This is a genomic window from Pseudoalteromonas sp. Xi13, assembly GCF_003952205.1.
Classification (GTDB): Bacteria; Pseudomonadota; Gammaproteobacteria; order Enterobacterales; family Alteromonadaceae; genus Pseudoalteromonas; species Pseudoalteromonas atlantica.
Genome location: NZ_CP034439.1, coordinates 2475942 through 2490594 on the forward strand (window position 1 = coordinate 2475942; position 14653 = coordinate 2490594).

At 41.7% G+C, this 14653-nt stretch carries 14 protein-coding genes; 3 read left to right on the forward strand and 11 right to left on the reverse strand.

Annotated features, from left to right (window positions below; genetic code table 11):
* The first annotated feature begins 8 nt into the window (after positions 1 to 8).
* Genes cydX through cydC form a run of 3 tightly spaced genes read left to right on the forward strand, consistent with a single transcriptional unit; the run spans position 9 to position 3670 of the window.
* A complete protein-coding gene (cydX, locus tag EJ103_RS11175) occupies positions 9 to 173 on the forward strand; it encodes a cytochrome bd-I oxidase subunit CydX (protein WP_004586934.1) in 165 nt (54 codons plus the stop codon).
* The gene (gene cydD, locus EJ103_RS11180) at positions 163 to 1935 is read left to right on the forward strand and encodes a thiol reductant ABC exporter subunit CydD (RefSeq protein WP_126007683.1); all 1773 of its coding nucleotides are present in this window, start codon (positions 163 to 165) and stop codon (positions 1933 to 1935) included. Before cydX ends, cydD begins: the two co-directional genes overlap by 11 nt.
* Positions 1928 to 3670 (forward strand): thiol reductant ABC exporter subunit CydC, encoded by a 1743-nt coding sequence (cydC, locus tag EJ103_RS11185; RefSeq protein WP_126007685.1) that lies wholly within the window; start codon positions 1928 to 1930, stop codon positions 3668 to 3670. Before cydD ends, cydC begins: the two co-directional genes overlap by 8 nt.
* Positions 3671 to 3866: 196 nt before the next feature.
* Here the strand turns inward: cydC and EJ103_RS11190 are convergent, their stop codons facing one another.
* The 11 genes from EJ103_RS11190 to frr all read right to left on the reverse strand — a co-directional run bounded on the left by EJ103_RS11190 (position 3867) and on the right by frr (position 14640).
* The gene (locus EJ103_RS11190) at positions 3867 to 4253 is read right to left on the reverse strand and encodes a septal ring lytic transglycosylase RlpA family protein (protein ID WP_126007687.1); all 387 of its coding nucleotides are present in this window, start codon (positions 4251 to 4253) and stop codon (positions 3867 to 3869) included.
* A 138-nt stretch (positions 4254 to 4391) separates the two neighbouring features.
* Positions 4392 to 5162, reverse strand: coding sequence for an acyl-ACP--UDP-N-acetylglucosamine O-acyltransferase (lpxA, locus tag EJ103_RS11195; protein ID WP_029773689.1), 771 nt, complete (start codon positions 5160 to 5162; stop codon positions 4392 to 4394).
* A gap of 2 nt (positions 5163 to 5164) precedes the next feature.
* Entirely contained in the window at positions 5165 to 5617 is a 453-nt protein-coding gene (gene fabZ, locus EJ103_RS11200) for a 3-hydroxyacyl-ACP dehydratase FabZ (protein WP_055253107.1), read from the reverse strand.
* Between the two features lie 26 nt (positions 5618 to 5643).
* On the reverse strand, positions 5644 to 6666 hold the full coding sequence (gene lpxD, locus EJ103_RS11205) for a UDP-3-O-(3-hydroxymyristoyl)glucosamine N-acyltransferase (RefSeq protein ID WP_024033816.1): 1023 nt from the start codon (positions 6664 to 6666) through the stop codon (positions 5644 to 5646).
* Between the two features lie 7 nt (positions 6667 to 6673).
* On the reverse strand, positions 6674 to 7192 hold the full coding sequence (locus EJ103_RS11210) for an OmpH family outer membrane protein (protein ID WP_024033815.1): 519 nt from the start codon (positions 7190 to 7192) through the stop codon (positions 6674 to 6676).
* 11 nt (positions 7193 to 7203) lie between these two features.
* Positions 7204 to 9675, reverse strand: coding sequence for an outer membrane protein assembly factor BamA (bamA, locus tag EJ103_RS11215; RefSeq protein ID WP_024033814.1), 2472 nt, complete (start codon positions 9673 to 9675; stop codon positions 7204 to 7206).
* A 102-nt stretch (positions 9676 to 9777) separates the two neighbouring features.
* A complete protein-coding gene (rseP, locus tag EJ103_RS11220) occupies positions 9778 to 11130 on the reverse strand; it encodes a sigma E protease regulator RseP (RefSeq protein WP_004586925.1) in 1353 nt (450 codons plus the stop codon).
* Position 11131: 1 nt separating this feature from the next.
* Positions 11132 to 12337, reverse strand: coding sequence for a 1-deoxy-D-xylulose-5-phosphate reductoisomerase (ispC, locus tag EJ103_RS11225; protein WP_126008767.1), 1206 nt, complete (start codon positions 12335 to 12337; stop codon positions 11132 to 11134).
* Positions 12334 to 13200: a phosphatidate cytidylyltransferase gene (locus tag EJ103_RS11230; protein WP_126007689.1), complete on the reverse strand. Its 867-nt coding sequence runs from the start codon at positions 13198 to 13200 to the stop codon at positions 12334 to 12336. The genes ispC and EJ103_RS11230 overlap by 4 nt, the downstream gene beginning before the upstream one ends.
* A 21-nt stretch (positions 13201 to 13221) precedes the next feature.
* Entirely contained in the window at positions 13222 to 14001 is a 780-nt protein-coding gene (locus EJ103_RS11235; protein ID WP_004586922.1) for an isoprenyl transferase, read from the reverse strand.
* Between the two features lie 81 nt (positions 14002 to 14082).
* On the reverse strand, positions 14083 to 14640 hold the full coding sequence (frr, locus tag EJ103_RS11240; protein WP_004586921.1) for a ribosome recycling factor: 558 nt from the start codon (positions 14638 to 14640) through the stop codon (positions 14083 to 14085).
* Positions 14641 to 14653 lie beyond the last annotated feature (13 nt).

Below are 14653 nucleotides of genomic sequence, written 5' to 3' on the forward strand. Positions count from 1 at the left end.
ACTAAATTATGTGGTATTTCGCTTGGATTTTAGGTGTACTTTTAGCCTGTACCTTAGGTGTTATAAATGTAATGTGGTACGAGTTTCATCAAAATAAAAACAGCATAGCTGATGATGAACAACCGATGCACGATTTACTAAACGAAGCTAACAACACTAAAGATGACGACTAATCCCCGACCAAATCGCGCGCAGCAGCAATCTCTGCGCGCTTTTTTAAAACGGCAAAGTAAGCCTGCGGGTGCATGGTTAAAGTTAAGTATTGCACTGGGCACATTTAACGCTATTTTAATGATTGCAGGCGCCTATTTACTGGCACAAACTATTCATAATGTGATGTTTGAAGGTGCAAGCCTTAACCAAGTAACCCATTTACTTTGGCCACTTGCGGGTATTATTTTACTCAGAGCCCTGTTTTTAGCTATCAGTGAAAGGCTCAGTGCTTATGCGGCACTTAAAATAAAGTCGGCTATGCGCCAAACCTTATTGACCAAATTAACGCAACTTGGCCCAAGTTATATTGAACAACACGGCCAAGGAGCAACGCTCAACACCGTGCACGATGGCGTTGAAGCACTGCACGACTACTACGCTAAATACTTGCCTGGCGTTGCTTATAGCGCGCTTATTCCGCTGGCAATATTGATGGTTATTTTTCCAACCGACTATAAAGCAGGCTTAATATTTTTATTAACCGCCCCGCTTATTCCGTTTTTTATGATTTTGGTGGGCTCAAAGGCCGAGGCGTTAAATCAAAAAAGGTGGCAGCAACTGGCCGTACTAGGTAATTACTTTTTTGACCGCGTACAAGGTTTAACACAACTTAAATTATTTAACGCAACACAAAAAGAGCTAAAACAAATAGCCAAAATTTCTGATGACTTTAGGCACGCTACACTCGGTGTTTTAAAAATTGCCTTTTTATCATCATTTGCGCTGGAATTTTTAGCCACAATTAGTGTGGCACTGGTGGCGGTAATCATTGGTTTTAGACTGTTTTTTGGCACGCTTGATTTTGCAACCGGCTTTGTTGTTTTACTACTTGCCCCAGAATTTTACTTACCACTTCGCCAATTAGGCAGCCACTACCATGCCCGTTTGCAAGGTATAAGCGCAGCGGCCGATATGGTCACTATTTTAAATGCCCCACTTCCTGAGCAGTCACAGCAACATTCAGCAAAGTTTGAGGAGCAAATAAGCTCAATAAATATAAACAACTTAAACTTTACCTACCCAAACAGTAACGAAGGCATAAAAAATATAAACCTTACGCTACCCGCTAAAGGGCTAGTGGCAGTAGTAGGTGCTAGTGGCTCAGGTAAAAGTACTTTATTTGATTGTTTATTAGGATTTCACCCGCAGGTGATTGAACAAATAAGCATTAATAATAAACCACTTGATGCTACAAGCATGAGTACATTACAAAACGCAATTGCGTGGATCCCACAAACCCCAACGCTTTTTTATCAAAGCATTAGCGATAACATAAAAATAGCCAAGCCAGCCGCTACGCAACTAGAGCTTGAGCAAGCCGCGCACCAAGCGGGCGCCTTAGATTTTATAAACACGTTAGAGAATGGGTTCGACACCCTGATAGGTGAGCAAGGTGAAGGGCTCTCTGGCGGTCAAAAGCAGCGTATAGCTCTTGCACGGGCGTTTTTAAAACAAGCACCTATTTTAGTGCTTGACGAACCGACAGCCCACCTTGATAGCCAAACCGAGCAGCTTATTCAGCAGGCTATAAATAATTACGCTAAAAACCACTTAGTGTTGGTCATTGCCCACCGGCTAAATACAGTGAAAAACGCAAGCAATATCCTGGTTATGCAAAATGGCGAAATAGCACAGCAAGGTACTTACAGCCAACTTGAGCACCAGCAAGGCGCATTTAAATCACTCCTTAATTCACAAGCGCAAGGAGCAAACAATGACTAATTTTATTAGGCTATTAAAGCTTTGCCGACCGCATTATAAAGCCATGTTACTGGGTACTTTTTTAGCCACGTTAACAGTACTTGCAAACGTGGGCTTATTAGCTATATCGGGGTGGTTTTTAGCCTCAATGGCGGCAGCGGGTATTGCAGGCTTACAAATGAATTACTTTACACCTGCAGGAACCATTCGATTTTTAGCGATTGTACGAACTGCATCACGCTATGGTGAGCGCTTAGTAACACATAACGCGACGTTTTTATTGCTTAGTGAAATACGCGTTAATATGTTTGCCACGCTAAGTAAGCTAAACAATGTAGATTTAGCAATGAGCCGCAGCGCCGATTTAGTTAACCGCTTACAAAATGATGTGGATGCGCTTGATAAGTTTTACTTAAACATATTACTACCTATGCTGGTAGCGCTGTTGAGTGTGCCCATAATTATGGTGTTTATGGCGGCTTATAACGCCAATGTTGCGCTTATTTGCTTTATAGGCATTGTTTTAATTGGTGTTGTTTTACCTGCGCTGTTAAGTGCTAAATTAAATAAAAATAGCCATAAAGAAACACAGCTCAGTGCACAACTTAGAGCAGAACTTTCTGACACCCTAACCGGCCTTAGAGAGCTGAGTATTTATCAGGCACGTGCTGGGCAAATTTCAAAATGTAATGAACTAAACGAGCAATATAACCAACAACTTTATAGTCGCCATAAAGCACTCGCAAATAGCGACGGTTTAAGTTTGCTGGTTGTGCAGCTAGCTATGCTTGGCGCCATAGTCACTATTGTACCTTTGGTTTACAGCGGTGCTATGGTCAATGTTGAGCTTGCTATGTTAAGCCTATTTGTATTAGCAAGCTTTGAAACTGTATTGCTGTTGCCTAATGCATTTATAGAGCTGCCCACTGTACTCAAAGCCGCTGAGCGACTATTTACACTGGAAGATAAAGTCACAGCGCAAGAAGCTAATAGCGCAGAGTTAATTGAGATGCAGTTTGATAAAAACAATACAACTTTGGCGCTTAATAACATTGGCTATAAATACCAAGGGCACAGTGCTTTAGCTAATATCAGCTTTACCCTTGAAGCACAGCAAAAAGTAGCGATTGTAGGCAGAAGCGGCAGTGGTAAAAGCACCTTGGTTAATTTACTCACCGGGTTATGGCCTGTGCAGCAAGGCAGTATTAGGCTAAGCGATGAAAATAACGCAGAAGAACTCCACGCACTAAGCAGCCACACCCGCGCAAGCATTATTAATATACTTGCGCAGCAGCATCATATTTTTGATGGCACATTAAGTGAAAACTTACGCTATGCAAAGCCAAGCGCCACAAAAGAAGAAATGCTTGAAGCCATTAACCTTGCACAGCTAAAACCTTGGTTTAATGAGCTACAAGATGGTTTAAAAACCCGTTTAGGCACAGGGGGGAGAAGTGTTTCTCAAGGCCAATCAAGGCGCATAGCTATTGCGCAAGCTTTATTACAAAACCCAGCTATTTTAGTACTTGATGAGCCTACTGAAGGACTTGATAACCAATCTAAGCAAACGGTAATGAACGCTATTATGCAGGTAATGAGTAAGGCAAGCGTACTTACCATTACCCACGACCCTGCTCTTTTAGCACAAATGGATAACATTATCTGGCTAGAAAATGGCAGCCTTGTAGCACAAGGCACTCATAAAGAGCTTAGTGAAACATATTCCGATTATGTTGCCTTAACTACTCGGTTTTAAATAACTTGAACTCTGGTTAAGAGATTTACTAACCAACCGAATATTAATGAAACTTAATTCTGTTTTTCTCTAGCTAGAAATTTTAAGTGGAAACAAGGCGAATTTACGCGTCAATAGCTAGCCTATTGCAAGAAAATTCAACTCAGTTAGCGCTAAAAATAGCTGCTTGAGATAGATATATTATCCAGAGATCAAGTTAATCATTTAAAACGCTGATTGATACATCTATAACGCCGACTTTAGGGTCGGCAATTTTTTTAAACATACCTAACGATAAATCAATAACCCGCCCTCTAACGTAAGGGCCTCTATCGTTTATTCTCACGATCACCGATTTGTTATTTGCCAAGTTTGTAACCTTCACTTTTGTACCAAAGGGTAATTCTAAATGCGCAGCAGTGGATGCGTTTTGGCTAAATGTTTCGCCGTTTGCAGTTGTGCGACCATGGTATTTATTAGCGTAATAAGAGGCTTTACCTAACTGAGTACGCTCGCCATTAGCAGAGGTAACTAGAGGTTGGCTGCTACACGCAGCTAAAATTGATAAAAAACTGAGGGTAAAAATTAACTTAGTAAAAGACATAGATGCGCTTTAATTATAAAAATTCGCGCAAAGGTTAACCTTACGTGGCTGAGTGTGTACTGAATTAAAATATTTTATAGGCAATAAAAAACCACCGTCGATTACTCTTAGGTGGTTTTTTTTAAAAGCATAAAGCGCTTATCTTACGATACCGCGCTCAGAGCTTTTCACAAAATCAATCATGGTTTGTACTGCAGGATACTTAGCAGCATCTTCACTTAGTGAGGCAATCGCTTCGTCTACACTTAAGCTCTTACGGTAAAACGCTTTATAAGCACGGCGAACAGCCATAATTTCGTCGCTTTCAAAGCCACGACGCTTCATACCTTCTTTATTGGTCGCAGCAGGGCCTGCTGGCATACCAATGGTGGTTACAAATGGCGGTACGTCTTTATTAACGCCTGAGTACATGCCAATAAATGCGTGATCACCAATTTTACAAAATTGATGCACACCTGAGTTACCACCTAAAATAACCCAATCGCCTACATGCACGTGGCCTGCAACACTTGCGTTATTAGCAAATATAACGTTATTACCAATTACGGCATCGTGAGCAACGTGGGTATACGCCATAAATAAGTTATTGCTACCAATTTTAGTAACACCTTGGTCTTGAATAGTACCACGGTGAATGGTTGCACACTCACGTATAACGTTGTTATCGCCCATAATAAGGGTGGTTGGTTCGTTGTTATATTTTTTGTCTTGGCAGGCTTCGCCTACTGACGCAAATTGAAAAATATGATTGCCAGAGCCAATAGTAGATGGCCCTTTAATAACAACGTGAGACTCAATAATACAGTCATCACCGATCACAACATCATTGCCAATATAGCTATATGGACCAACTGAGACATTGTTGCCTAGTTTAGCGCCAGGTTCGATTATTGCTGTAGAATGGATCACTATTAAAACTCTCTTCTCGCACACATAATTTCGGCACTACATACAACCTTGCCGTCGACTCTTGCTTCAGCGGCAAATTTCCATATATTGCGACGCTCTTTTAAAAACTCTACATGCAAATGCAGTGTATCGCCCGGTATAACTGGCTGTTTAAAACGTGCGTTATCGACTGCAGCAAATAAGTAAAGCTCGTTATCGCTACGGTTTTCTACTGTTTTAAATCCTAATAAACCGGTGGCTTGCGCCATGGCTTCTAATATTAGCACACCAGGGAAAATTGGCTGATTTGGAAAGTGGCCAGTAAAAATAGGCTCGTTAACCGATACATTTTTAATTGCATGCAGTGACTCGCCAGGCGTAAAGTCAATTACACGATCAATTAAAAGCATCGGGTATCGGTGTGGTAATAAACTTAAAATTTCTTGAATATCAAGGCTATTTAATTCGTTTGCCAAAATAGCATCCTTATTAGTGTTCAACGTTATGACTTAGCCAATGCTTCAAGCGCTTTAAGACGTGATTTCATGTCTGAAAGATTACGCAAGTGGGCAATTGATTTACGCCATTCTTTATTAGTTGTATGGGGCATACCAGATGAGTAAATACCCGGCTCGGTGATCGATTTAGTCACCATACTCATGCCGGTAATTATAACACCATCACATACTGACATGTGACCATTAATTGCGGTCATGCCACCTATTTGGCAGTTTTTACCAATGGTTACACTACCTGCTAGTACAGTACAGCCTGCAATTGCAGTACCCGAGTTAACTTCAACGTTGTGTGCTATTTGACATTGGTTATCGATGATCACATTACTATGAATAATCGTGTTATCGAGTGCGCCACGGTCAATTGTAGTGCTTGCGCCCACTTCAACCTTGTCGCCGATAATCACAGAGCCTAGCTGAGGAATTTTAACCCACTGCCCGCGCTCGTTTGCATAGCCAAATCCGTCACTGCCAACCACACTGTTTGCTTGAAATAAACAATCAGCGCCAATTTCAACATCGTGATAAATAGTCACACTCGGCCAAAGCTTTGTGCCAGAACCTATTTTAACACGTTCACCGATGAAACTGTTCGGACCAATTTGTGCGTTATCACCAATTACAGCACCGGCTTCTATAACTACATTTGCGCCAATAGCAGCACTTGTGCTAACTGTTGCACTTGGGTGAATAGTCGCACTAGCGTGTATACCTTGCTGCGCCGCTTGCGGGGTTGTATCCATAAATTGTGCAAGCTTTGCGTAGCTCACATACGGATTTCCAACAATGATTTTTGCGCCACTAAAATACGGTGCATCGGCTTCGCTAAGAATCACTGCGCTGGCTTGTGTGGTTTCAAGCTGCGTACGATATTTTGAGTTCGCTAAAAATGCAATATGCCCAGAACGGGCATTTGCAAGTGTAGCTATTTTTGTAATTTCTAAAGCGCCATCACCTTGAAGTTCGGCGCCTAGAAGTTCCGCAATGTGCGAAAGCGTATAATTTTGCATAGAGTGATTATTTCTTACTAACTGCTGATACAACTTTGCTTGAAAGATCAGTTACTTCTTTAGGGTTAAAGTAAATAGTAGTGTCTTTAACTTTAACTTCATCGAAGTCGCCATCTTTAGCAATTTCTTCAATTGTTTTAACAATTAAACCCTGAACTTTAGCAAGCTCTTGGTTTTGACGTGCTTTGATTTCTTGCTCTAAAGGACGACCTTTTTCAGCAAGGTTTTGTTGCATGCCTTGAATTTTATCACGTAGTGCATCTTTTTGAGCTTGGCTCATTGTAGTGCTTTCACGCTTAAATTTTTCTGCTTCAAAGCGAATGTCGCCTTGTAGTTTTTCAAGCTCTTGACGACGCTCAGCAAACTCAGTTTGTAAAGACTGCTCAATTTTAGCCATTTGAGGAATTTGCTTGTAGATCTCTTGCATATCAACAATGCCTACTTTGTGGGCAAATGCACTTGCAGAGGTGCCCATCATCAATGTTGCTAACACGGCTACTGCTGTTGATTTAAATAATTTTTTCACAAAAAACTCCTTTAGAAAGTGTTACTAATATTAAAGCTGATGGTCTTTGTATCGTCATCTTCTTCTTTTTGCAATGGATACGCAAAACTAATCAGCATTGGACCCATTGGAGAGATCCATTGTAAAGATAAACCGGTTGATACCCTAAAGCGCATTGGATCAGAGTAATCATCTAACTTAGCACGCTCATCTGGCGCTAAGTTTTGGAAACGGTCAACGTTAAATTCAGTATCCCATACGTTGGCAGCATCTACAAAGAAACTGGTACGTACAGAACTGGTGTTTTCTTCATCTAAGAACGGCGTAGGTACAATGAGCTCCATACCTGCAACCGCTTTTGCATTACCACCAATACGCCCTTGTGGTACTAAAATATCAAACTCATCAGAGCCACCAATGCTACCGGTTGTAGTACCATCAGCACCTGGCGTACCAGGGATTGATAAAGGAACACGTGATACAGCACGCGGCAGTATAGTATTACGGTCAAAGCCACGTAGCTCCATTTCCGTTATACGGAAGAACTCTTGGAATGGCAGGGTTTGTTCATAACCATTGGTTGACCCATAACCATTACCGTAACCAAGCGCTGCACGTGTTGAGAACACCCAACGGTGGTCATTAGATATTGGCCAGTAAAAACGCGAATCGTAGTTCAGTTTAAAATACTGAAGATCAGAGTTAGGCGTTGTGGCTGTTAAATTTAATGTTTGGCGCGAACCCGCTGTTGGGAATAAACCACGGTTAACTGTGATACGCGACCAACCAACGCTTAGCTCATATTTAGTAAAGTCAAAGCCAGCATCTGGGTTTTCTTCATCTAAGAAGGTTTCGCGTAGTACACGTGTTTGTTCGTACTCGGCAATCTCTGAAAGTTCTTCTTGAATCCAACGTACGCCAAAGTTAACACGGTTTACCGCATCAATTGGGAAACCAATATTGGTACCAATACCGTAACTTGTTGATTTATAATCTACTAAGCTAAATTTACTGGCATCGTAGTTGTTGTAAAAAATACTGCTGCCTTGCGATACACCATCTGGCGTAAAGTAAGGGTCGGTGTACGACAAGCTAATGCTTTCAGAACCAGTAGAGGTATTTAAGTTTAATCCAATTTGATTACCCGTACCTAAAAAGTTAGATTCGGTCACACCAATATTAAACTGAAGCCCTGCGTATGAGCCATACGCTAAGCCCGCGTTAAAGCTACCGGCCGATTGCTCTTTTACTGTAAAGTCTACGTCTACTTGGTCATCTACACCCGGTACTGGTACTACGTTAAAATCAACAGTTTCCATGTACGGTAAACGTTGAATTTGCAGCTTTGAGCGCTCAAGATTTTGATTAGATAACCACGCACCTTCAAGTTGTGTCATTTCGCGGCGAAGTACTTCATCAGCAGTATTTTGGTTACCACCAACGATGATACGACGTACGTACACACGCTTGCCCGGATTTACCGACAGCGTAAGTTGCACTTCTTGTTTTTCATCATCAATTTCTGGAATTGTGCGTACTTCGGCATTGGCATAACCAAAGCGCGCTAAGTAGCTTTTGATAAATTCTTCAGATGAGGTCACCACTGAGCCATTGTAAAGCTCGCCGGCGCGAAGTGGGATAACGCTTTTGATTAGCTCTTCTCGGCCAAGTAAATCACCGATAAAGTCAAAACCTTTAACTGTGTACTTAACACCTTCTGTTAAGTTAGCAGTTACATACACAGATTCGCGCTCAGGACTTACTGATACTTGCGTAGAATCGATATTAAAACGTAAGTAACCGCGGTCTAAGTAAAAGCTGCGAATTTTTTCTAAATCGCCTTCAATGGTTTGTTTTTGGTAACGGTCGCTACCCATAAACTGCCACCACGGTAAATCTTGTTGCGATTCAGCAAGCTTTAAAAGCTCTTCGTTAGAGAATAATTCGTTACCAACTAAGTTGATTTGACGAATAGAGGCGGCTTCGCCTTCGTCAAATTCTAGCTTAAGCTTTACACGGTTACGTGGCAGCTTAGTTACGCTAATATCAACGGTGGCATTGTATTTACCAATACTGTGGAAAAACTCAACCAACCCTTTTTCGATATTATCGATAACAGTTTTATCAAGCGGTTCACCTTGGCGAATATCTTGCTGATCGAGTGATTCGTTAAGCTGCTCGTCTTTTATATCTTTATTGCCTTCAAACTCAATAAAGCTAATAGTAGGACGCTCAGTCACTTTAAAAATAACGTTATTACCATCGCGTAACGCTTTGATGTTGTCAAAGTGACCTGAACGATAAAGTGACTTTATTGTTTTTGAAATCGTATAGTCATCAACGTTATCGCCCACATTGATAGGAACATGCGTTAGTGCTGCACCAAGTGCTACACGTTGCAAACCTTCAATTTTTAAATCTTCAACAATAAAGGAGTTTTGGCCCAGGGCTGCAAAACTTGCACCCAATAAACTTGAAACTGCCAAATGTTTTTTTATAGCCATTTTATTATCTTTATCCTTTACAACTGTATTACCGCTTAACATCAAAACTAATAATTAGTGATGCTTACAATCGTGTTCTAATTAGTAATTGTCACGCTGTAACTACAAACGCGATACATCATTGAACAAAGCGAAACATGTTAAAAATATGAGCAGCAAGGCGCCCACTTTAAAACCAAATTCTTGTGTCTTTTCAGAGACCGGCTTTTTACGGAAAAGTTCAATTATGTAATACATTAAGTGTCCACCATCAAGCACTGGCAGAGGTAATAAATTAAATACACCCAAGTTAACGCTTATTAGCGCTAAAAAGCTTAAAAAGGCGACTAGCCCGTAGCTTACGCTAGTTCCTGCACCAACTGCAATGCCCACAGGGCCACTTAAATTTTTAACCGAAACCTGACCTGTAATTAAATTACCAATCATGTCAAAGCTAAGCGTTATAAGGCGCCAGGTCTCTTGGGTACCACGAGCAATACTATCAAGCGGACCAAAGCTTCGGGTTTCAACATAGCCCTCAGGCCAAGGTTGAACAACCGGCGCAACACCTAAAAACCCTTGTTCAATACCGTGCTCATTAATGCGCGATTTAGGCGTTACTGTTACGCTATTTATACTATCTTGTCTTTTTACACTAAATTGTAAAGATTTGTTAGCCGATTGCGTAATAAGATTAACTAATTGCTGCCAATCGCTTATTGTTTCACCATTTACAGCGATAATCGTATCGTTAACCTGCAAATTAGCCAGTTCGGCTGCTGAATTTTTAGTAATAGCCGCAATGGTTAATGTGGCTTGGGGTCTAAACGGTACAATACCCAACGAACTCAGTGGCGGCACGTCTTGCTGATCGAGCTTCCAACCCTCTACGTTAAGCATTTTTGTTTGCTCTTGGTAGTTTTCGTTACGCACTACTACGGGCACGCTTTGCTCACCTAAGCTCGACATAAGTGCAAAAGTTGCATCTTGCCAGGTGGCAATCGTGTCATCACCAATTTTAATAATTTGTTCAGAGGGCATAATGCCCGCCTGCTCAGCTCTGCTACCTTCGGTAATACTCCCGACCACAGGTTTTACCGATTGCACGCCCACCATGTACATAGCCGCCAACGCCACAATAGCAAATAAAAAATTAGCCAGCGGGCCGGCTGCCACTATGGCTATACGGGCCTGAACCGATTTAGCGTTAAATGACAAATGGCGCTCATTTTCTGGCACTTCATCCACGCGTTCATCAAGCATTTTAACGTAGCCACCCAGCGGAATAGCGGCAATTACGTATTCTGTATTGTATTTATCGTGCCACTTTAAAAGCGGTTTACCAAAACCAATCGAAAAGCGCAGCACTTTAACACCCATTTTACGGGCCACCCAAAAGTGCCCATATTCATGAATAGCAACTAAAATGCCCAGCGCTAAAATAAACGAGCCAAGATTCCAAAAAAAATCTAACATATTAATGAGTCACTTTTGTTATTAAATCCGCTGCACGTTGGCGGGCTTGTTGGTCACACGCTAATATTTCATCTAGGCTTTGTACGTTAGTGAATGTGGCCGCATCAAGCGTTTGTAAATTAATTTTATAAATGTCAGTAAAGCCAATTTGGCCTTTTAAAAATGCCGCAACCGCTATTTCGTTTGCTGCATTTACCGTTGTGGTTGCGCCTTGCCCTGCGCTGCACGCATCAATAGCAAGTTGTAAATTTGGATAACGCGCAAAATCAGGTTTTGTGAACGAAAAATCACAAATATCCGAAAAGTTGAGTGGTTTTACACCCGCGTTAATTCGATCTGGGTAAGCGAGTGCGTGTGCAATAGGTGTGCGCATATCGGGGTTACCCATTTGCGCTAAAATGGAGCCATCGTGGTATTGCACCATAGAATGAATAATACTTTGCGGGTGGATCACCACATCAATATCGCTGGTGTCACAATTAAACAGCCATTTAGCTTCAATAAATTCAAGCCCTTTGTTCATCATGGTGGCTGAATCTACCGATATTTTTTGCCCCATAGACCAATTAGGGTGAGCGACGGCTTCACTAACCGTTACCTCTTTTAAGGTATTTATATCGCGCGTTAAAAATGGTCCACCAGAGCCGGTAAGCAATATTTTACTTACGCCATGCTCTTGTAAATTTTGATCAGCGTTTGCGTTTTGAAGTGAATGCGGTAAGCACTGAAAAATAGCGTTGTGCTCGCTATCAATAGGTAACAACGTGGCTTTATGCTGTTTTACTTTATCAATAAACAACTGCCCTGACATAACCAACGATTCTTTATTGGCAAGCAGTACTTTTTTACCTGCTTCAACGGCGCTTAGTGTGGGCAGTAAGCCGGCAGCGCCAACAATAGCTGACATGACGGTATCGACATCGGGATGCGCACATAAATCGCTCATAGCCTGCTGTGAATGCATTACTAAGGTTTGGCATGGCGTATTATTTAAATACGATGATAATTGCTCTGCAGCGCTTTGTGTGGCCATAACCGCATATAACGGTTCGTGCTCAATACATAGCTCAGCCATTTTTTTTGCATTGTGGCCTGCAGTGAGGGCAAACACGTTAAATAGCGCTTTATTTCGCGCTATAACATCTAATGTACTTAACCCAATTGAACCTGTAGCGCCTAAAATAACAAGTTGTTGCTGTTGGCTCATAAACTCAAGGTCCATGCATAGCACATTACAAACATAGGGGCTGCTGCGGTTAAGCTGTCAATTCTATCTAAAATACCGCCGTGGCCGGGTAAACAGCGACCACTGTCTTTTAGGCCGGCTTCACGTTTAAACATGCTTTCGAGTAAATCACCAACAGCCGAAAACAAGGCTATAAAGGCGGTCATTACGGCATAAATAGGCCATACAGCAAAATCCACACCGGTAAAATGACAAAAAGCTAAAACAAATATAATTGATGCAACCACACCGCCTGCTAGGCCTTCGATGGTTTTGTTAGGGCTCACCTTTGGCATAAGCTTGTGCTTACCAAAACTTTTGCCTGTAAAGTAAGCCCCTACATCGGCGCTCCACACAATACCAAATACCACTAAAATCAGTACCGAGCCAAAGTGCGTAGATTCAGCGTATTGCGCGCTACGTAAGGTATTGAGTGCAAGCCAAAGTGGGATTAAAGTAAGCAACCCGGCAATGCCGCGCATTACCAAGCCTTCGTTCCATGCTTTGGCCATGGCAGGGTAGCGCCAAATTAAATAACTGGCCACAATCCACCAAGCAAACGAGAGCGTAAATAAGTAATTTGCATCCCCGACCAGCTGGCCGTTTTGCCACAGTGATTCAATCGGCCAATGTAAATTTAGTAGCGCCAATAACGCGCCAATTAACACCACAAACGCACCCCGTTTTAATTTTGTGCATAGGCCCATAAAAGCAGACCACTCCCACGCGCCAAGTAAAACAATAATACCGGCAAAATAACTAAACAATGTTAGTGGAGTATAAAAAACCAAGGCTAGCGCTAACGGCGCTAATACAACCGAGGTTAAAATTCGTTGTTTTAACAAAATAGTGACCCTTATTCTATTTTAGGTTTGAGCGAGTAATTGTTTTATTTGTTCGCCCGTACAACCAAAACGTCGCTCTCTGGCAACGTAACACGCAATGGCCTCAGCAAATGCTGCTTCATTAAAATCAGGCCAAAGAGTTTCGGTAAAGTAAAGTTCCGCATAAGCAGCTTGCCATAGTAAAAAGTTACTAATACGAACATCACCACCCGTGCGAATTAGTAAATCCGGCTCCGCTTGGTCTGCCATGCTCATATGCTGTGCTAAGCGCTCTTCTGTAACATCCTCTGCCTTGAGTTGTCCGTTTGCAACTTGTAGTGCTAGTTGCTTTGCTGCATTTGCCATATCCCATCTACCGCCATAATTAGCGGCCACGTTTAAATGCAAACCGGTGTTATCTGCTGTTAGCTCATGCGCAGCGTTTACTTTGCTACGTAAACTTTCAGAGAATCGTGATAAATCTCCAATAATGGTCAGTTTTACATTATTTTTATGAAGCTTTTTTACTTCCTTTGTTAAAACAAACAAAAAAAGCTCCATTAAAGTGTTTACTTCGTCTTCGGGGCGGCGCCAGTTTTCACTACTAAAAGCAAATAAGGTTAACGATTGTATCCCTAATTTAGTACAAAACTGAACAGATTGACGAACTGCGTCCACGCCTTTTTTATGCCCGAACACACGAGGTCTATTTCTAGCTTGCGCCCAACGCCCGTTACCATCCATGATGATGGCAACATGTTTAGGTAAACATTGCTGTGAAATTGTATCAGCGTCTAGAACCATAAATATTGAGTATTCCATAAAAAAACGCCGCCTAGTATACCCTAGACGGCGTTTCAAAACTAATATATTTCATAACCTGCATTGAGGTTATTTAGCTGTTTAGATTTCCATCAACTCAGCTTCTTTCGCTGTTAGTTGTGCATCCATTTCTTTGATAAATTTATCTGTAAGCTTTTGAATTGTATCTTCTGCTTGACGCGCTTCATCTTCAGAAATTTCTTTATCTTTTAATAAAGATTTTACATCGCCATTAGCGTCACGACGAATGTTACGCACAGCCACACGGCCGCTTTCTACTTCGCCACGTACAATTTTAATTAAATCTTTACGGCGCTCTTCTGTAAGCGGAGGAAGTGGTACGCGAATTACGGTACCAGCAGACATAGGGTTTAAACCTAAGTCAGACGCCATAATTGCTTTTTCTACAGCTTGCGCTAAAGACTTGTCGAATACGCCGATAGCCAGCGTACGAGAGTCTTCAATCGTTACATTAGCCACTTGGTTAAGCGGTGTATCAGCACCGTAGTACGATACCATAATGCCGTCTAAAATTGCTGGGTGAGCACGACCTGTACGAATTTTTGATAGTTGACTACCTAGTGCTGCTACACTTTTTTGCATGCGCTCTTGCGCATCTTTTTGAATATCGTTAATCACGGTTTAATCCTAA